This window comes from Mesobacillus sp. (assembly GCF_057785455.1).
In genome coordinates, this window is record NZ_JBYNSB010000050.1 from 77,401 (window position 1) to 96,122 (window position 18,722).

Below are 18,722 nucleotides of genomic sequence, written 5' to 3' on the forward strand. Positions count from 1 at the left end.
ACGTTTATTTTTATACAATTATTTAGGCCTAAAGGCCAGGCATGGTGCCGTTGTTTCCATCATCGCCACCATCTCCGGTTCCAGGTTGATTTATGTCCCCATCACCTGTACCAGTGCCAGTGCCAGTGCCAGTGCCATCATCGCCGCCGTCACCATTACCATTACCGTTGCCATTTCCATTACTGTTGCCATTTCCATTGCCGTTACCGTTACCAGGGCCATTGCCGTTACTATTTCCGTTATCTTCCCCGCCAGTGTCACCATCATCCGGTTCTTCAGGTACTAACTCTGGAACAACAATGGTAACAACAGCTGCATCTGAGCGCTGATCGCCTCTGACAGCCGTTACTTTGAAGGAATACATTCCTCCTGGGACGGCAGAACTGATTCTAAGCCCTGTATCTCCAGTAATCTTTAATTGCTGTTCAGGACCTTCATCAAGAGATGCGGTTACTTCAAACGTGACATCTTCCTGATCCTTTTTCTTGTATTTCCATGTTAAAAGAATCTCGTTAGTCTTATCATCATATTTTGCTTCAAGCTTTTCTGGCGCCTCCAGCTTATCGAACTTTTTGGAGACTTCTTTTGGTACATTTCCTTTTACCGCCCATTCATACAGAATGTCTTCCTTAGGTGTAAATTCGCTTGCAAGCTTCGCAGGGATTGTGCCTTTTTCGACCTTAACCCTTTCTACACTCTTTGGAACAGGGAAGTCAGGTGTATCAGTTCCATCAGATACATAGGACATTAAATCTCTGAATAGCATTTGTGAAATTTTTTGTTCCTTACCATATAAAGCAGTCTTCCTGTTTTCATATCCGGTCCAAATGGATGCTGTATATCTGGTCGTATAACCAACAAACCACGAGTCAGGTACTCCGCCATCCTGTATGCCCCATTTGCCGATTTCTTCATCTGTATAGTTCGTTGTACCTGTCTTGCCGGCAACATGAAGACTTGGAATGTTTGCGTAAGTTGCACCTGTACCTGAAGTGATCGCAGTCTTAAGCATATCTGTAATCATAAAAGCAGTGTAATCCTTCATGACCACTTCTGTCTCAGGCGTCATATCAATTTCTGTTTTATCTCTTAATACAATTTTCTTTACAGCATAAGGTTTTGTGAAGAAACCATTATTGCCAAATGCAGCATAAGCACCGGCCATTTCAATTGGAGAAACTTCATGTGCACCTATTGAAGCTGATTCATAGATTGGGTCATCAAGCGTTAAGCCAAGGCTTACGCCGAAGTCGCGGGCCTTGTCTGCACCAACTGCCTGAAATGCTTGCAGAGCAGGGATATTGATGGACTTGGCCAGTGCCATCCTCATTGTCATGACTCCATTATACTTGTCGTTCCAGTTGCCGATAGGCTGCCCGTTTGAATAGGTCATTGGTTTATCTTCAAGCATATGGTAGGTACCCCAGCGCAGATGCTCGATAGCAGGGCCATAATCCAGAACCGGCTTAATGGTTGAACCAGGCTGTCTCGTAATATCAGTTGCGAAGTTCAGGCCTCTTTTAACCTTCTGGTTCCTTCCTCCGCCGATTGCCCTTATTTCACCTGTCTTTGTATCAAGCAGGGTGATGCCTGCCTGCATTTCCTCATTTGGAAACTCAACAGCAGAATTGCTGCTTAGAATGTTTTCCACATGTGTTTGTGCTTTGGGATCAAGAGTGGTATAAATTTCCAGTCCGTCGGAAAAGATATCAAAATCGCCTTGTTTTGATACTTCCTCGATGACTAAATCAATAAACGAATCAAACGGCTCCTCATCCTTCTTCTTGCGATCCTCTTCCTTTACCAGGCTTGAGTCTACCGGGATTTTTTGTGCTTGCTCTTTTTGCTCCTTAGTGATAAATCCATGCTGGTGCATCAGGGAGAGAACAACATTTCTGCGGTGTTCTGCTTCTTTTGGATGTTTAAAAGGATTATAGTTGTTCGGGCTTTGTGGCATTCCAGCCAGAAGGGCTGCTTCATGAAGCTCCAGCTCATCCAGGTCCTTCCCAAAATATATCCTTGAAGCAGTCAAAACACCATGGCTGCCTTCGGACATGAAAATTTTATTCACATACATTTCAAAAATTTGGTGCTTTGTATATTTTTGTTCGAGCTGGTATGCCAGCCAGGCTTCCTGTGCTTTTCTTGAGAGTGTTTTTTCAAAGCCAAGGAAATAGTTCTTGACGACCTGCTGAGTAATGGTAGAAGCGCCTTCTGAACCAAAACCATTGGTGACATTCGCTATGACTGCTCCGCCAAGGCGGATTACATCGATTCCGTTGTGCTTATAGAATCGGACATCCTCCGTTGCAATGAAAGCATTTTCGACAAGTTCTGGAATATCCTCATAAGCTACATAGTCCCTGTTCTCTGATCCAACCTCTGTCACAAGATTTTTATCCTTATCATAAATCTTCGATGAAATAGGGTCCTTTAAAGTCGCTTTATCTAATTTCGGAGTATCCTGTATCATAAAAGCAAAAACGGCAACGCCAGTCAGCATTCCAATAATGCCCAGGGCAATAAGTGCAAGAAAAACCTTCTTGAAAACTCCCTTTTGCTTTTGGTTTCCTTTTGTTGGTTTTTTATTCTTGGCTGCCAGCTGTTTTCGCCGTTCCTCACGTGTTTGAGGTTTCTGTGCCATATAAGTTCCTTCCTTTCTAACAATAAAACTCTTTTCAAAAGCTAGTTCGAGTAGTTCTGTGTTGGATTTACCAGAAGCTTTTTCGAAAAGAGCATGAAGCTTAAATTACGCTGAGATTGATTAAAAGGCAATTATAAACACCAAAATTCACTTGAAGCTTTGAAAAGTTCAACTAAGTTTATAAAGATAATCTATAACTTTAATATAGTCAATCCTTGGGTGCAATCCTAGAGGGATTCTATGGCCCAGGTTTTCTATTTCTACCTTGGTAATCGATTTTCTTCCTCCATCTTTCATTCTATCCCAAAAAGCAAGCAGATGCTTTGCTTCTAGAAGGTATACTTCCTCCTCGGTGGAGAACCTTAAGATTACAAAACAGATCCCCCTTTGGTCTATAACTGATTTCATATGGGTGATCTGGTGTTCATGAAAATTCTTAAGCGGAAAAGATGTAGAGAACTTAGTTTCTTTTGCTTCAAAGTCGATGTATTTCCCTTTGTACACCCCATTATAGTCTGTTGTAGAAGCTTGTTTAAAGTATGCCTCCTTGATGACTGCCGCACTCCTGCGAGGATAATCAACATTGACGATTTGTACAGGAGTCGGTTTTTTATGGATTACCGCAATTGCCCTGTCAAGGTAGTACGTGTTTGTTATGTTCAAGTCCTCTTCAAGTGTCATCCCGCGGTTGCTGTAGGCAATGTTTTTTTCTTTTTTGGCCTTCACCGTCTGTTCCGGATTTGGATTATACCGTTTTCCATTAGGATAATTAAAAATCAAGCTTACCACCTCACAAACTACTCTATATCATACCAAATTAACTGCTGCTTTGGTTGAATAAAAAGCCTCATTTCAAATCAAGCTAATAGAAGCCCAAAGTAAAGGGAGAGAAATGGTGTGTCAAAAACCCAAATTCCCCATTATCACAAGCTCCCGGATAATGAAGCCCAGCTGATTCATACCATAAAAATGGAGACAGAACGGAAAAATGCTGACAATATTTCAAGAACAAAGGCCTATCTTGATTATTATCTTGAAACTCCAGAAATCATCTGGCCATTCCTCGCCAGCATGGTTTCGAGAAACGGCGGCTACAGCATGTGTGACCTGGAGGGGGAATGGTTCCCCCGAATGATTAAACAACCAGAAATCAGGCAGCGGCTCTTCCTGACATATGAGCGGGCGAACTGGCTGATTTTTCGGGATGCCTATTCCCAACTTCTTTTGTACTCCTATTCGACGAAAAAAAACACTCCAATGTTTCACTTGCTTAAATATCTTGATGTCTCAGCGTTCATGGTGAGGGAATGGAACTTATTCTGGCATTATCGTGATAAAAAGAGATTGATGACAGCTTTAATCGTTAATGAACAAAATGTCATCCAGCAGCCAGTAATCAGTCATCCCATTTTCAGAAAGAGGGTTTTCAGCACGATGATGTTTTCCTTTGAAGATTCCCTCCATTTTAGTACGGTTCTGTTTCCGACATGTGAAGGAGAATTGTATGGAGCAAGTGTAAATGGGTTCAAATCTGTCCATAAACGGATCAATTTAGGAAAAAGGCTGGCAGACATCCTGTTTAATCCCCGTCACTACCCGATGATCCTGGAATTTGCTTTGAATACCGAACATACTGCTTCACGGCATGATTATGAAAAATACTTTCCTTTTCACAAAAGGAGGGATACACCTTTTCTTCGATGCACATTTCCTGTCATTGAGCATCACTATCATAGACAGTATGACTGGTTCCAGAAGAGAAAATTTCATAAAGAATGGATCGATGAAGAGGTGCGTCATATCCATCCAACGCATTTGACAAAATGGTATTTGAAAAAACAAAAACAACTTCATGCCCTGGTCGCTGTAAAGGATATATTTACCACGTGATCAGAGAATGCAAACAAAAAAGCAAGGATACCCTTGCTTTTTTTGCTCATTCTGCCGGACGGTTAGGTCCTTCTAGCTTTTTATCACCGTAGCCAGCTTTTTTCTCCATTGAACTATTTGGCTGCTGTGCTTTTTTATTTTGTTTCTTATTCATATAAACACCTCCCGATATTAGTGTGTTCATTTGCGGATTTTTCATGCGGTGACCAGGCTGTCGAAGTATGGAGCTGTTTTTGCTGAAATCCACTTTGTTTGCCGAATTGCTTCTAGTTTTGTCAAGCGAAAAGGAGGTTCGGGACGAAGGTAGAATTACCTTTATAAAGGCAAAGATGTTGCTGGAAAAACGGTGTGCTGCTGCCATGGAATTGGTGCCATGGAAATGGTGCCTTTGAAATAAATCATGATAGGAGAGATTGTAATGAGACCGGGAATCGAAAAGGAAGAGGTTCTAGGTATGCTGACAGAAATGGTGTATGAACTGGAAGAGGCAGATGCCAGCCTGCATCATTCGCTGGCAGCAATAAGAGCCGGGATGTACCTCGACCACTCAGAGAAGATCGAAAGTTACGGAATGATTCTTGATGGATTAGAAGCGAACATGGCAATCCATTCCAGAACCCCCGCTCATTTACCAGATACCAAGGGTTTAAAACTTGAATTAGGTTTTTAATATATAATAGAATAGTTTCAACCTTAGTAGCTTTATTTTGTAGGGCTACTTTTATTTTTGGCTGGTAAAGTATAGAATAGCCAAGGCTGAGAGTTCATTTGCAAAACCAATCAGCAGTTCAGCTGGCGCTGTTATAGCCCAAAGTCATTAAGATATGATTTTATGAGTTTTAGAATGGATATGAGAAGGCAGGAAATAAAAATGGGACAAGACAATCAGCGAATAATAGATTTATCGAAGGAATTATTGGAACGATTGGACTGCGCACTTAAAAGATTCGAGGCTTCCAAGAGCGAGGGGATCAGAGGGGATTTTCACACTGAAGTTAAACCTTTCGCGGATGAGGTGAAAGGGCTATCAAGCAAGTGGAGGGAAGCTGCAAAAAGCTGGATACTGGAGAACAGGCCAAAAAACCTCCATGCAAACCAGATTGATACTGCAGCTGATTATATTGAGGTCATTTCTGTGCAGGCTTTCTTTCCCGAAACCAGCAAAAAACGTTTTTACGACCAGCATCAATCTGTTGAATTCATCCTTAACAGTATGATTCTTGCAATTGATAAGACATTTTTGAGGTAAACAGAAGAAGCACCAGTCCATCTGGTGCTTCAGTTTTTGTCCAGCAATCCCCGCAGGGACACTGTGAATTTCCGACTAGATAGAGAATTCTTTGTGGTCTTCCGGTATGAAGGCCCCTTGTAATTCCAGCTCACGAACAAGATTCCGGTATTCTAAAATGGTGATTTCATTTTGAATATATGACTTTTTGGTAAAATCGAGAAGTTCATTTACATGTTCCGGAGTATATTCTTTTGTCTGCGCAAATAGATTTTTGAGTTCGTGAACGTTCATTTTTCATCCTCCTCCATCATTTGTTTTAATCGTATCATGAAATCAGAAGTGGAATTTATTTTTCAAAAATTTAAACTTCCGACAGATTCTTTCACGATTAGACAAAAGCGGTAGACCCTTCCAATACTATCACCATCTGGGCGAAACCAACATAATATATCGTAATGAATGTATGGAGGAGGATGTTCGCCATGTTTGGCCGCAGGAATAAAATGAATGTAAATCAGCCTCAATATTGGCAAAATCAATATTATCAGGAACCTTACAGCTTAAATGGGATCAATCAAGGTATAAACCGGCAGCAGCCGCTCCCTCAGCAATATGTGAATCCCTATTGGGCTGGTATGCAGGGCAATTGGCAAAGCCAGCCGCTGCAGCAAGGCTACCCGGTAAATCCGTATTTACAGGGCAGCCAGCAGTGGAACCAGCCATATCAGCCGGCACAGCCAAAAAATGATTATTCCAAAATGCTTTTTCAAAATCCATTGCAGCCAGAAGATGATCCAATCTATGGTTACTATAATCCCCAGGCTGAATTTCAAAACTATAATCCATATCCCCAGCAGGCATTCATGCCAAAGCAGCCCTCGGGCATGCAATCATTTATGAATTCATTCAAAAGCCAGGATGGAAACCTGGATATCAACAAGATGGTTGATACAGCAGGACAAATGATGAATGCTGTTACCCAGGTATCGTCGTTGGTCAAAGGGCTTGGCGGAATGTTTAAAGTATAAAAAGCAGGCGGTTCGCCTGCTTTTTTCTCATTCTGTATCTATTGTAATATCAATCTTTTTCCCAAGCTTCTTGGCGACATTGACCTTCAGCAGCCCATCATTATAGGAGGCACGGATCTTACGTTCGTTTATAGGGTGGGAAAAAGGGATCGTCCGGCTAAATCTTTGAAGTGAAGTACTCTGCCGGTAGGTTTTTTCCACCTCATTGATTTCTGAATAGATATCGGATCTGTCAACGGAAATAGATAACGAATTGCTGATGACATCAAGACTGATTTGATCTTTCTTTACACCCGGCAATTCTGTAATGACCACATATTCTTTTTCATTTTCCTGCACATCTACCGGAAAGGTCGAATGAGGGAAAGGCTGCCTGAAAAAATCATCGATTGTTTGCAAAATTCCTTTTACAGGTTTTTCATTCATAATCTGATTCACCGATTTAAACCATTGCTCCAGGGCTTCGTGTCTTTTTGGACGGTCAGGATGGTTAGGTGCCATCGCTTATATCCTCCTCTGCAAAAAATTCTTATCATAGGATATGATGGATGGAATGTCCTTGTTCAGGATTCATTGCCTTAAAAATGGGAAAGCTGCCTATTATAAAAAGCTGTTCTATTTTTCGCCAAGGTTTTTTGAACACTTTGTGAAAAATGCCTGTGGTGTGATTTACATCACATAACCAGTCAGTGTTCCTTTGTATGCTGTAACAGTAAATACAGCGGAAGAGGGGACTAAACATGTTTTGTTACCAATGTGAACAGACGCCAACGGGCGGCTGTAAAGTAGTAGGAGTTTGCGGAAAAGATGAAACAATTGCCAGCCTGCAGGATACCATCATTTTTGCATTAAAGGGCATTGCAGCATATAGGACACATGCAAACCAGCTTGGATTTACAGACCCATTTGTAGATGCTACAACACATGAAGCGCTTTATATGACTTTGACTAACTCGAATTTTAATGTGCAGGAACATATTGATATGGCCATGAAAGTAGGCCAGTCAGCTGTCCGTGTCATGGAAATGCTGGATGAAGCACATACGAGCCGCCTTGGAATACCGCAGCCTGTACGTGTCAGCCAGAATAAAATTGAAGGAAAGTGCATCGTTGTAACTGGTCATAATTTATTTGCATTGGAAGAGCTGCTGAAACAAACCGATGGAAAGGGCATCAATATATATACACACTCTGAGATGCTGCCTGCACACGGTTATCCAGCCCTGAAGAAATACCCTCACTTAAAAGGTAACATCGGAAAAGCCTGGTTCGATCAGCGCAGGCTGTTTGAAAAATTCCCGGGTGCTATCCTGGCAACGACAAATTGTGTGATGCCAATCAAAGGTTCCTATGCAGACCGCATGTTTACATATGAGGTTGCAGGCCTTGAGAATGTAAGAAAAATTGAAAATGATGATTTTACCATGGTTATTGAGAAGGCTTTAGAGCTTCCGGAAGCCAATATGGAATCAGAAGAAACATTGGTGACAGGTTTCCATCATGAAACAGTACTTGGGCTGGCTCCTGAAGTGATTCAGGCAGTAAAGGATGGCAAAATCAAGCGCTTCTTTGTCATCGCAGGCTGCGACGCACCTGGTAAAGGGGGGGAATACTACCGCGAGCTTGCAACATCATTACCTCCGGAAGCAGTTATCCTTACAACTTCATGCGGGAAATTCCGTTTTAATGATGTTGATTATGGAGTCGTTCCGGGAACAAATATCCCGCGCTACCTTGATTTAGGGCAATGCAATAACTCAGTATCTACTGTGAAAATTGCAAAAGCATTAGCTGACGCTTTTGAATGTGATGTGAACGAGCTGCCAGTAAGTATCGTCCTTTCTTGGTTTGAACAAAAAGCAGTCGCAATCCTCCTTGGGTTGTTCAGCCTCGGCATTCAAGACATCCGAATTGGGCCTAAACCCCCTGAATTCATTTCAGAAGGAGTTATGGAAGTGCTACAGGAAACTTTCAACCTGAAATTGATCACAACTGCACAGGAAGATATGGAAACGATGATGCAATTAAGCAAAACAGAATAAGAAAAGAAAGCCCGCTACTCGTTAGCGGGCTCAGACTGTAGACAAACTCGATGAAAATCGTGTTTGTTTACAGTCTTTTTTTGGTTGGTGCCTGAATGGGGCTGTTGATTTCCGTTCCAGACGCTTTGCTTTCCGCTGAAGAATTATGAAAAAGCCCAACTGCCGGCTTTTTCAAGAGCAAATTCTTCTAGGGGCCGGCGCTGAGCCTCCTTGCCGCCGCTGGCGCCTGCGGGGTAAAATGGCCCGAAAGGAAGGGGCCATTTCTACCTAGGTCTCACCTGTCCGTCTGATCCCGAAGGACTTTGAAAGGCTTCCTCGAGTTTGCCCACGCACGATGGAAATGCGATAGCATTTTCGGAGGAGTCTACGCGCCTTCCACTCCAATCAACAGGATTTCTGAAATTAGCGTGGAACTAAACATAAGTCTATTTTAATAAGATATATATAACGCTTGAGGTGATAAAGATGCTTTCCAAAAACAATCCAGTCCAAGAAATCAATTAGAAATGGTCGCTTTAGACCAACTGGTTCCTCAGGAACATTTAGTCCGTAAAATGGAAGCAGCCATTGATTATTCTTTCATTTATGAACTGATGAAGGATGGATATTCGGAAGTAGGGAGCCCAAGCATTGACCCTGTAATTTTAACTAAACTCACCTTCATTCAATCTACCTTTGGCATCCGTTCCATACGCCAGACCATTGCCGAAGTAGAAACGGATATAGCCTAACTGAGCCCTCTAATCGTAGCGGGCTTAATTTTATATAAGTTCATCCAATAATAAATCCTGATCAAGAATATAATTCCCATCATTATCAGTGGCAATAAGGTTATCTTTTTTCATCCGGGTCAGTGTCCTGCTGACTGTTTCCCGAGTAGTGCCAATCATGTTCGCAAGGTCTTTATTCGTAAAATCTGTCTTTAGCAGGACTTTGCCATTCTCAAGCTTTTTACCATGAATTTCACCAAGCCTGATCAAAAGCTTAATGATTTGTTCATAAGTATTATTTAAAATTTGTGCCTCCAGGCGTTCCTGTAAATCTACAATTTTTTCTCCGAGCACCTTAAAAACTTTAATGCTGAGATGGGGATTCTCAACAAGCACCTTCTCAAATTGGAAAATAGGCACGACAACAAGCTGTGCATGCTCTAGGACTTCAGAATAACCAGGATATCCGCCCTTCCGAAAGAAACCCACATGAGGAAACATTTCGCCTTTTTTTAGGATCGCAACGATCTGTTCCCGGCCATTAGCGTCACTCTTGTATATTTTCACCTTTCCCTCATGAATGAAGTAAACATTTTCTAGCGGGTCCCCCTGCAGGAATACGTGACTGTTCTTTTTCCATTCGCGGGCTATCGATATATCAACAATTTTCTCCAGTTCATCTTCTTCCAGATCCCTGAAAAGCATGAATCCTGAAAGCACCTTTTTTATCTCACTTCTCTCCAACTGAAACACCTCAAATAGTATAACAATGAATTTTAATCATTCCCTATTATTTTAACAAAAAATCTTGATGGATACCTTATAACTATAAAAATACTAATTGTTCTATCATGAAAATCCTGTTGATTGCAGTGGAAGGCAGTAGACTCCTTCGAAAAATGCGATCGCATTTCCATCGAGCGTGGGCCCATTAGTGGAAGCTTCTTCGAGTCCTGCGTGAGCAGCTGAAAAAGGAGACCCCAGGAGAAATACTGCTTAAAGTGAAGCGCATGGAAAGAAAACCAACAGACAAATTTCTTATGCTGAGTTTTAAGATAGGATACAAAAGTACCAAAAAATAGCAGAGTGAAATAATGATAATTTTACTTTTGCAACGAACGTTTATTCGGTAGAATAGAGATAACGAGGTGAACGAGATGAAAGTCCGCAAAAGTTTGCAGGAAATTATGACAGATTTGAAGGTTGGAGAATCTGTAAAAAGAAATATAGTCCACTGGCATACGATTGACGAAAAAGAGGCCCGGACCGAAGATATGCCTGAGGACTTGAGTGAGATTTTAAAAAAAGCGCTTGAGAGGAGAGGGATTTCCCGTCTCTATACACACCAGAAGTCTTCCTATGACCAAATAATGGAGGGGCAGAGCATTGTTGCAGTTACGCCAACTGCTTCTGGCAAAACCCTCTGCTATAATCTTCCAGTTCTTCAATCCGTCATAAATGACCCGAATGCAAGAGCACTATACATGTTCCCGACAAAAGCCCTTGCACAGGATCAAAAAAGTGAAATCAATGAATTGATCCAGGAGGGAGAGCTGTCCATCAATAGTTATACATATGACGGCGATACTCCTTCAAATATTCGGCAAAAGGTGCGAAGAGCAGGACATATCGTGATTACCAACCCTGATATGCTTCATTCAGCGATTTTGCCTCATCATACAAAATGGGTGTCATTATTCGAAAACCTGAAGTATGTTGTCATCGATGAACTGCATATTTACAGGGGTGTATTTGGCAGCCATGTAGCCAATGTGATCAGGAGACTGAAACGAATTTGCAATTATTATGGGAGCGACCCCGTTTTCATCTGCACATCAGCAACAATTGCCAACCCCCTAGAGCTTGCTGAAGGGCTTACAGAAAAGGATATGGTCCTGATCGATAATAATGGCGCGCCATCCGGAAGGAAGCATTTCTTGTTTTATAATCCGCCTGTCGTCAATATTCCGCTTAACGTACGGAGGAGTGCGACGCTTGAAACGAGACGGCTCGCTGGAGAATTCCTTAAAAATAAGATACAGACCATCATATTTGCCCGCAGCAGGGTCCGGGTTGAAATTCTTTTGACGTATCTGCAGGAGCTTGTTAAGCACAAGCTTGGACCCAAGGCAATCAGAGGCTATAGGGGTGGCTATCTTCCTACCGAAAGAAGAGAAATCGAAAAGGGACTAAGGTCTGGAGATATTTATGGAGTGGTCAGCACGAATGCACTCGAACTTGGTGTCGATATAGGCCAGCTGCAGGTGTGCATTATGAATGGATATCCCGGAACAATTGCTAGTGCCTGGCAGCAGGCAGGAAGAGCAGGGAGAAGACACGGCGAATCAGTGGTCATCATGGTGGCAAGCTCGAGTCCGCTGGATCAGTATGTAATCCAGAATCCAGAATACTTTTTCAATCGCAGTCCAGAGACCGCAAGAATCAACCCGGATAACCTTATTATCCTGATTGACCATATCAAATGTGCTGCCTATGAACTTCCATTTAAGAAGGGAGACACTTTTGGGGCAGCAGAAATCGAAGAAATTCTTGATTATTTGACTGAGGAACGAATTCTCCATCAAAATGGCGAAAAATGGTACTGGATGAATGATGCATTTCCGGCCCATAATATCAGTCTTCGTTCTGCATCGCAGGAAAATGTAGTAATCATAGACCAGTCTGATGTGGCAAATGTACGCGTAATAGGAGAGATGGATACATTTTCAGCTATGACACTTTTACACGAAGAGGCGATTTACCTCCATCAAGGCGTCCAATTCCAGGTCGAAAAACTGGACTGGGAAGAAAAAAAAGCCTTTGTCCGCGAGGTGGATGTCGATTATTTTACCGATGCAAATTTAGCTGTCCAGCTCAATGTCCTTGAAGAGGACAAGCAACGCGGCAATGAGGAAACAGAGATTGGCTATGGAGATGTCAGCGTCCGGGCGATGGCGACTATTTTTAAGAAAATCAGGTTCGAAACACATGAAAATATCGGATCGGGTCCGATATATTTGCCCGAAGAAGAACTGCATACGAATTCTGCTTGGATTTCGCTTAATAAAGAGCTCTCTGAATTTAATGATGATCGTCTGGAGGAAGGCTTGATCGGAACGTCCCAGGCATTGAAGCACATCGTTCCCTTATTCGTTATGTGTGATCCATCGGACGTCCATGTTGTCCCCCAGGTTAAGGCCGCACATAACGAGAAGCCAACGATCTTTTTCTATGACCGCTACCCGGGCGGAGTAGGACTAAGTGAGAAAATATATTCAGGCATTGAGGATATTCTGGGACAGACGAAGCAAATGGTCATGAACTGCCAGTGTACCAGCGGCTGTCCTTCCTGCATCGGCACAGATACAACGTCCATTCATTCGAAAAAGGATGTAGTTAAAATATTAGATATGTTCCTTAAAGCTGCTATATAGGGAAGGAGGGGGATCACAATGAGCCTGAAAAACAAGCTGAACAGGCTTAAGCCACATCTAAAAAGCGGAATGGATAAGCCCAAGGCTGAACCATTGCAGATTGGGAAGCAGCATGAGGTCCCTTTTCTCGATATATGGGAGAAGGAAAATGTATCCCCCTTCTTTTTTGATGGTGAATACTGCCTCGTAAGGGAAGTGCATTACCCGCTTGATCATCAGCATGGGCATTATAAATTTGCCGATTTGATAGAAGCGGTCGCCTTATGGAATCGTGAAGGAACCAACCACCCACTTTCTGCTGCCGGGCATAACCCCTCAGATCTTGTTTTTTTTGATACTGAAACAACTGGCCTGGGAGGAGGAGCAGGCAACACGATCTTTTTGCTGGGACACGCAAGTGTAACGGACAGATCGGTTATATTGAAGCAGCATATTTTGCCTCATCCCGGAGGGGAAGTGGCTTTGTACCAAAGCTTCCTGGAAAATGCTGATTATTCCACCCTTGTCACCTACAATGGAAAGGCATTTGATTGGCCGCAAGTTAAGACTCGGCACACTCTTGTCCGCGACCATGTACCAAAGCTGCCTGCATTTGGGCATTTTGATCTTTACCATGCAGCCAGGAGAATGTGGAAGCATAAAATCGAGCGAATGAAACTGAGTATAGTCGAGCAGGAAATACTGGGCCTGGAACGTAAGGACGACATCCCGGGTTACCTTGCTCCAATGATTTATTTCGATTTCCTCGAAAGAAAGAATCCAGAAGGGCTGCTTGGAGTGATCAAGCATAACGAAACAGATATCCTTTCGCTGCTAACTCTATATACGCATTTAACTTTTCAGATTCTGGGCAGGGACCAATCACAGACAGCACGTGAGACGTTTGAGGTGGGGCGATGGTTTGCTTATCTTGGGGATACTGAGCGAGCTAAGCAGACATTCAGCGGATTGGCTGAAGATGGAAATGAACAAGAAGCTGAAGCCAAGCATGCACTGGCTTTTGAATATAAAAGGAATAGGGAATATGATCAAGCTGCAGCGTTATGGAAAGACAGTGCTCAAAAAGGGAGCAGCCAGGCGAGGAAAGAGGCCTGCATAGAGCTTGCTAAGCATTTTGAGCATCGTGAAAAAGATTTGAAGCTCGCTCTCGAGTATTGCATGTCGGCGATGAAAATCCATGTTGAAGAGGGTGGCACAACAAAAAAAGACACTCTTTTCAAATCCGAACTCGATAAAAGAATAATGAGGATTTCCCGCAAACAATTTCCCGGGGAAGCGCAGGATTCGTCAAGATAAATCACCATTTTCATTGTTATTCGTCATTTTTTTGTCAATTGTAACAAAATTTTAATATTTACCTTTAATAATCCTGTAATATCCTGTTGTATGTCCTGTAATGTCATTGTAAAATGTTTAATTGTGTGGAACAAAAAATACAAAAATTTTACGGGGCTGGTAACATGTATAAAGCTGTTTTAGTTCTCTATTTTGTGGTCATTACCCTTATCGCGTTTATTTTCAGCGGACTAAAGGACAACTTTTATTCCTTCCTATAATATTTATCTTATAGCTAAAGCTGAGAAACAATGAAAAAATAGGTGTTTTCATTAGTACAAGAAGCATACCTCCTTCATAGGCTGTTAATGTAAAGAATAAGTCGAAGGAAAGGAGTTATGCACTATGTTCTGCAGACCAACAAATGTTTTACCAACAGTAGTTCACCCTACTAAATGTTGTGTAAATAATAATTTCGTAAACAATGTGGTTCCTCACGTCCATCCAACACATACTACGAATGTAAACCACATTAATTACGATCATGTTCACTACTATCCACAAACTCAGTCCACAGTGAACCAGGTAACACATCAGAACCATTACGGCGGACCAGGACCAGTTCCGTTTGGCGGACCAGGGCCACGCCCAGGGTTTGGTGTAGGACCTGGAATGGGAATGGGACCAGGATTTGGCCCGGGACCAGGAATGGGATTTGGCAGATAAAAAACTAAAAAATGTAACAAGGGCTATTTCGGCCCTTGTTTTTTTAAATGTTTTAAATAAAGTCTTCAAAAGAATGATTAATAAAGGACATTTAAAGGGAATACATTCTTTAAGGAGTTTTCCATTCAGGAAATGAAACTTTGGGTTAACAGAAGGAGACACAATGGTTAAGGTAGCTGCAATTTCTGGGTATAAACCATTTGAACTCGGGGTTTTCCAGCATAATCATCCTGCTGCTGAATACATAAAATTGGCGATTAAGAAAAATCTTCTGTCGTTGATCGATGAAGGATTAGAATGGGTAATGATCAGCGGTCAGCTTGGTGTTGAACTGTGGGCTGGAGAAGCAGTAGCAGAACTTCAGGAGGAATATCCCGATTTGAAACTGTCTGTATTCACGCCATTCCTTAATCAAGAGGAAAGCTGGAAGGATGCAAACAAAGAATGGTACGAATCTGTACTGATGGGGGCGGATCATGTCGACTCCATTACCAAAAAGCCATATGAAAATCCGTGGCAGTTCAGGCTAAAGAACCAATTTTTCGTTGAAAAAAGCGATGTATTGCTCCTTCTTTATGATCCTGAAAAAGAAGGAAGCCCAAGGTTCTTATATGATACAGCCAAAAAGTATGCAGAAACACATGAATACGATGTAAGATTGATTACAATGTATGATTTACAAATCGTTGTAGAAGAAGAACAATTAAGGAAGCAAGGTTTTTAAGGTAGACCAAGATTGACAAATGCCCATGTTTTTGAAAAAATAAAATGTGACGATAGGGGTATATTGAGGTGAATGGAATGCTATCCGACAAATTACAGTTAACTGCAAAAGATATTTTGGAAAAAGAATTCAAAACAGCAATGCGTGGCTATAAGCCTGAGGATGTAGATAAGTTTCTTGATATGATCATCAAGGATTATGAATTAATGCAGGCAGAGATCGAAGAATTGCAGCAGGATAATCTGCGCCTGAAAAAACAGCTTGATGAAACATCGCGCAGGCCCAGCACACAAGCAGCAGGAACAACGAATTTTGATATTCTTAAAAGATTGTCTAATCTTGAAAAACACGTATTTGGCGACAAGCTTTATGACTAATCCAGTTTCTGCTAGTATTTGAAATCTATTACCATTGCTTTTAAATGAGATATTACATATAATACTTTATGTAGCTGTTAATAGCGTTCGGGTAATCGCTGCAGTTTTGCTGCAGAGGAAAGTCCATGCTCGCACAGGCTGAGATGCTTGTAGTGTTCGTGCCTGGCCAATTCATAAGCCAGGGCAGCCGGGATCATTCTCGGTTGACGGCCGGGAAAATGCCTAAGTCGGCAACGATATGGCATGAATACCTATAAAAGTGCCACAGTGACGGAGCCTTTCCAGAAATGGAAAGGGTGGAACGAGGTAAACCCCACGAGCGAGAAACCCAAATGATGGTAGGGGCACCTTCCTGGAGGAACTGAACAAAGGGAAGGACAGATGTTTTTCATCTGTAGATAGATGATTACCACCGGAGTACGAGGCCTTTGGTCGCTTGCAGTACAAAGGTACAAAACATGGCTTACAGAACGTTATTAATGGATTTGTATGAGTGTTTATGAAAGCTCTCCTTTTGCCAGGAGAGCTTTTTTTATAAAATGATAAATATTGCTAGGTGTGTTGTTTATTATCATGTTGATTAGAGGCTCTTCTCAGTATGACAATGGAATTCCAAAGAGTCCATTTGGAAAGCAGTTATATGTCCTATGGATCGGTGCAGCCGAAAAATAATTGCACTTAGAAAGTGAGCCTTTGTTTTTAATTCCCTGTGAAAAACGAAGCTTTTGGAATGGAATTGTAATCAACAGTTGGGCAATTTAAGGGTAAGGTACATAATATTACAATTTAAATATAAGGGTGAAAACATGGAAAATTTTGATTTGATCGCTACCTCTGCTATGGGCCTTGAAGCAATCGTTGCAAAGGAAGTGCGCGATTTAGGGTATCAATGTGAGGTGGAAAACGGAAAAATTACATACAAAGGGGATGCCCTTGCCATTGCCCGCAGCAATATGTGGCTGAGAACTGCTGACAGAGTCAAAATTAAGGTTGGAGAATTTAAAGCCTATACATTTGATGAGCTGTTTGAAAAAACAAAAGCATTGCCTTGGGAACATTTCCTTCCTGAGAATGCAGAATTTCCTGTGTCAGGAAAATCAGTAAAATCAAAGCTGTTCAGTGTATCAGATTGCCAGGCAATTGTAAAAAAGGCCATTGTGGAGCGATTGAAAAAGCAATATAAAAAAACGTCCTGGTTTGAAGAAAATGGGCCATTGTACAAAATTGAAGTCGCACTTCTAAAAGATGTCGTGACGCTGACTATCGATACTAGCGGTAGCGGGCTTCATAAGCGCGGCTACCGTTCGGGACAGGGAGAGGCTCCTCTGAAGGAGACCCTTGCTGCAGCATTGGTCATGCTTACAAACTGGAATCCTGATAAACCATTCGTCGATCCATTTTGCGGTTCTGGAACGATACCGATTGAAGCAGCATTAATAGGACAAAATATTGCTCCTGGCTTTAACCGTGAATTTGTGTCAGAAGGATGGGGAATCATTCCTGAATCTATTTGGGATGAAGTTAGAACTGAAGCAGAGGATCTGGCCAATTACGATCAGCCCCTTGATATCAGTGGTATGGACATCGATCATCGGATGGTCCGGATAGCTGAGGAAAACGCATTCGAGGCAGGACTTGGTGACCTGCTATCATTTAAGCAGATGAGAGTCCAAGACTTTACGACGAAAAAGGAATACGGTGTAATCGTGGGGAATCCACCATATGGCGAGAGGCTTGGAGAAAAGAAGGCAGTAGAAGATATGTATAGAGAGATGGGGAGAACATTCGCGCCACTTGATACATGGTCAATCTACATCCTGACATCCAATGAAAACTTTGAAGAAGTTTATGGAAAGCCGGCGACAAAAAAACGCAAGCTATTCAACGGCTTCATAAGAACTGATTATTACCAGTATTGGGGTAAAAGACCGCCACGGACAGATAAATAAAATGAAGTAAAAAAGCCACTCTTAGCGGAGTGGCTTTTTTGCTAACCAAAAATATTGAGAATTGCGGGTTATGAGAGTGGGGAAGGAAACCGGTCCGTAAGAGTTTTTTAAAAGGACGGGTTGGGGTGGTGAGGATGAAAATTTGTCCGTAAAACCTCCTCCAAAGGACAAGATGGACGGTTGCGAAAGATGAGTTCTACATCAGAGGCCTTCGAAAGGACAGGTTGGATGGAAGCGAAAGGGAAGTTGTCCGTAAGAGCGCATCAAAAGGACAGGTTGGACGGATGCGGAAGAAAAGTTGTCCGTAAGAGGCCTTCAAAAGGACAGGTTGGAAGGGGGCAAGAGAAAAGTTGTCCGTAAGAGCGCCTCAAAAGGACAGGTTGGAAGGGGGCAAGAGAAAAGTAGTCCGTAAGAGCGCCTCAAAAGGACAAGTTGGAAGGGTGCGGAAGAAAAGTTGTCCGTAAGAGCTCCTCAATAAGGAGGTTGGAAGGTTGCATTTGGTTAGCAATCCCTATTACCTTTCTCCTTAAGCCATCCTGGCTAATTTAATTATTAATCAATGCCACTCCAAGAATTGCCCAGCTTCCTTTGATTCACTTCGATACCGCCAGATGAAATTAAAGATGTACTCACCAGCCGTGCACTTGACTCATAAGATCTGCAAATTCTTTAACTAGCAGTTTGTCTGCCGG

General features: G+C 42.2%; 16 protein-coding genes, 1 other RNA gene and 1 pseudogene. 13 read left to right on the forward strand and 5 right to left on the reverse strand.

Annotated elements, in window-relative coordinates; all coding sequences use genetic code 11:
* Positions 1-28 precede the first annotated feature (28 nt).
* The gene (locus tag AC3EBE_RS19390; protein WP_488596679.1) at positions 29-2,644 is read right to left on the reverse strand and encodes a PBP1A family penicillin-binding protein; all 2,616 of its coding nucleotides are present in this window, start codon (positions 2,642-2,644) and stop codon (positions 29-31) included.
* Between the two features lie 168 nt (positions 2,645-2,812).
* Complete coding sequence (recU, locus tag AC3EBE_RS19395; protein WP_488596680.1) at positions 2,813-3,424, reverse strand: Holliday junction resolvase RecU; 612 nt, start codon at positions 3,422-3,424, stop codon at positions 2,813-2,815.
* A gap of 117 nt (positions 3,425-3,541) precedes the next feature.
* Here recU and AC3EBE_RS19400 point away from each other — a divergent pair, with 117 nt between their 5' ends.
* The 3 genes from AC3EBE_RS19400 (at position 3,542) to AC3EBE_RS19410 (ending at position 5,783) form a co-directional block, all read left to right on the forward strand.
* The gene (locus AC3EBE_RS19400; protein ID WP_488596681.1) at positions 3,542-4,534 is read left to right on the forward strand and encodes a DUF2515 domain-containing protein; all 993 of its coding nucleotides are present in this window, start codon (positions 3,542-3,544) and stop codon (positions 4,532-4,534) included.
* Positions 4,535-4,952: 418 nt separating this feature from the next.
* On the forward strand, positions 4,953-5,204 hold the full coding sequence (locus AC3EBE_RS19405; RefSeq protein ID WP_488596682.1) for a hypothetical protein: 252 nt from the start codon (positions 4,953-4,955) through the stop codon (positions 5,202-5,204).
* A gap of 201 nt (positions 5,205-5,405) precedes the next feature.
* Complete coding sequence (locus AC3EBE_RS19410) at positions 5,406-5,783, forward strand: YppE family protein (protein WP_488596683.1); 378 nt, start codon at positions 5,406-5,408, stop codon at positions 5,781-5,783.
* 75 nt (positions 5,784-5,858) lie between these two features.
* On the opposite strand, the gene AC3EBE_RS19415 is transcribed toward AC3EBE_RS19410, so the two are convergent.
* Positions 5,859-6,056, reverse strand: a complete 198-nt coding sequence (locus tag AC3EBE_RS19415; protein WP_488596684.1) for a YppF family protein — start codon at positions 6,054-6,056, stop codon at positions 5,859-5,861.
* Positions 6,057-6,247: 191 nt separating this feature from the next.
* On the opposite strand from AC3EBE_RS19415, the gene AC3EBE_RS19420 reads away from it, so the two are divergent.
* Positions 6,248-6,793, forward strand: coding sequence for a YppG family protein (locus AC3EBE_RS19420; RefSeq protein ID WP_488596685.1), 546 nt, complete (start codon positions 6,248-6,250; stop codon positions 6,791-6,793).
* A 27-nt stretch (positions 6,794-6,820) separates the two neighbouring features.
* On the opposite strand, the gene AC3EBE_RS19425 is transcribed toward AC3EBE_RS19420, so the two are convergent.
* A complete protein-coding gene (locus tag AC3EBE_RS19425; protein WP_488596686.1) occupies positions 6,821-7,294 on the reverse strand; it encodes an Hsp20/alpha crystallin family protein in 474 nt (157 codons plus the stop codon).
* 239 nt (positions 7,295-7,533) lie between these two features.
* Between AC3EBE_RS19425 and hcp the strand changes: the two genes are divergently transcribed.
* Together hcp and AC3EBE_RS19435 are read left to right on the forward strand one after the other, a co-directional pair.
* Positions 7,534-8,835 carry a hydroxylamine reductase gene (gene hcp / locus AC3EBE_RS19430; RefSeq protein ID WP_488596687.1) on the forward strand — a complete coding sequence of 434 codons (1,302 nt, stop codon included), beginning with the start codon at positions 7,534-7,536 and terminating at the stop codon, positions 8,833-8,835.
* A gap of 506 nt (positions 8,836-9,341) precedes the next feature.
* Positions 9,342-9,563 (forward strand): annotated as a pseudogene (locus tag AC3EBE_RS19435) (transposase); the annotation flags it as partial.
* A gap of 33 nt (positions 9,564-9,596) precedes the next feature.
* Here the strand turns inward: AC3EBE_RS19435 and AC3EBE_RS19440 are convergent.
* Entirely contained in the window at positions 9,597-10,289 is a 693-nt protein-coding gene (locus AC3EBE_RS19440; protein ID WP_488596688.1) for a Crp/Fnr family transcriptional regulator, read from the reverse strand.
* 413 nt (positions 10,290-10,702) lie between these two features.
* On the opposite strand from AC3EBE_RS19440, the gene AC3EBE_RS19445 reads away from it, so the two are divergent.
* The 7 genes from AC3EBE_RS19445 to AC3EBE_RS19475 all read left to right on the forward strand — a co-directional run bounded on the left by AC3EBE_RS19445 (position 10,703) and on the right by AC3EBE_RS19475 (position 18,030).
* Entirely contained in the window at positions 10,703-12,979 is a 2,277-nt protein-coding gene (locus AC3EBE_RS19445) for a DEAD/DEAH box helicase (RefSeq protein ID WP_488596689.1), read from the forward strand.
* Positions 12,980-12,997: 18 nt separating this feature from the next.
* A complete protein-coding gene (locus tag AC3EBE_RS19450) occupies positions 12,998-14,275 on the forward strand; it encodes a ribonuclease H-like domain-containing protein (RefSeq protein WP_488596690.1) in 1,278 nt (425 codons plus the stop codon).
* 384 nt (positions 14,276-14,659) lie between these two features.
* Positions 14,660-14,980, forward strand: a complete 321-nt coding sequence (locus AC3EBE_RS19455) for a CotD family spore coat protein (protein WP_488596691.1) — start codon at positions 14,660-14,662, stop codon at positions 14,978-14,980.
* 163 nt (positions 14,981-15,143) lie between these two features.
* The gene (locus tag AC3EBE_RS19460) at positions 15,144-15,704 is read left to right on the forward strand and encodes an SLOG family protein (protein WP_488596692.1); all 561 of its coding nucleotides are present in this window, start codon (positions 15,144-15,146) and stop codon (positions 15,702-15,704) included.
* A gap of 77 nt (positions 15,705-15,781) precedes the next feature.
* Positions 15,782-16,081: a cell division regulator GpsB gene (gene gpsB, locus AC3EBE_RS19465; RefSeq protein WP_488596730.1), complete on the forward strand. Its 300-nt coding sequence runs from the start codon at positions 15,782-15,784 to the stop codon at positions 16,079-16,081.
* An 83-nt stretch (positions 16,082-16,164) separates the two neighbouring features.
* Positions 16,165-16,552, forward strand: an RNA gene (rnpB, locus tag AC3EBE_RS19470) — RNase P RNA component class B.
* Between the two features lie 335 nt (positions 16,553-16,887).
* Positions 16,888-18,030, forward strand: a complete 1,143-nt coding sequence (locus AC3EBE_RS19475; RefSeq protein WP_488596693.1) for a THUMP domain-containing class I SAM-dependent RNA methyltransferase — start codon at positions 16,888-16,890, stop codon at positions 18,028-18,030.
* Positions 18,031-18,722 lie beyond the last annotated feature (692 nt).

What these genes read in the sequence shown, in the direction of transcription:
- AC3EBE_RS19420 (WP_488596685.1), top strand. Translation starts at nt 6,248, where the DNA reads ATGTTTGGCCGCAGGAATAAAATGAATGTAAATCAGCCTCAATATTGG.
- AC3EBE_RS19390 (WP_488596679.1), bottom strand. Translation starts at nt 2,644, where the DNA reads ATGGCACAGAAACCTCAAACACGTGAGGAACGGCGAAAACAGCTGGCA.
- AC3EBE_RS19445 (WP_488596689.1), top strand. Translation starts at nt 10,703, where the DNA reads ATGAAAGTCCGCAAAAGTTTGCAGGAAATTATGACAGATTTGAAGGTT.
- hcp (WP_488596687.1), top strand. Translation starts at nt 7,534, where the DNA reads ATGTTTTGTTACCAATGTGAACAGACGCCAACGGGCGGCTGTAAAGTA.
- AC3EBE_RS19455 (WP_488596691.1), top strand. Translation starts at nt 14,660, where the DNA reads ATGTTCTGCAGACCAACAAATGTTTTACCAACAGTAGTTCACCCTACT.
- AC3EBE_RS19460 (WP_488596692.1), top strand. Translation starts at nt 15,144, where the DNA reads ATGGTTAAGGTAGCTGCAATTTCTGGGTATAAACCATTTGAACTCGGG.
- gpsB (WP_488596730.1), top strand. Translation starts at nt 15,782, where the DNA reads ATGCTATCCGACAAATTACAGTTAACTGCAAAAGATATTTTGGAAAAA.
- AC3EBE_RS19425 (WP_488596686.1), bottom strand. Translation starts at nt 7,294, where the DNA reads ATGGCACCTAACCATCCTGACCGTCCAAAAAGACACGAAGCCCTGGAG.
- AC3EBE_RS19405 (WP_488596682.1), top strand. Translation starts at nt 4,953, where the DNA reads ATGAGACCGGGAATCGAAAAGGAAGAGGTTCTAGGTATGCTGACAGAA.
- AC3EBE_RS19415 (WP_488596684.1), bottom strand. Translation starts at nt 6,056, where the DNA reads ATGAACGTTCACGAACTCAAAAATCTATTTGCGCAGACAAAAGAATAT.
- AC3EBE_RS19450 (WP_488596690.1), top strand. Translation starts at nt 12,998, where the DNA reads ATGAGCCTGAAAAACAAGCTGAACAGGCTTAAGCCACATCTAAAAAGC.
- AC3EBE_RS19475 (WP_488596693.1), top strand. Translation starts at nt 16,888, where the DNA reads ATGGAAAATTTTGATTTGATCGCTACCTCTGCTATGGGCCTTGAAGCA.
- AC3EBE_RS19410 (WP_488596683.1), top strand. Translation starts at nt 5,406, where the DNA reads ATGGGACAAGACAATCAGCGAATAATAGATTTATCGAAGGAATTATTG.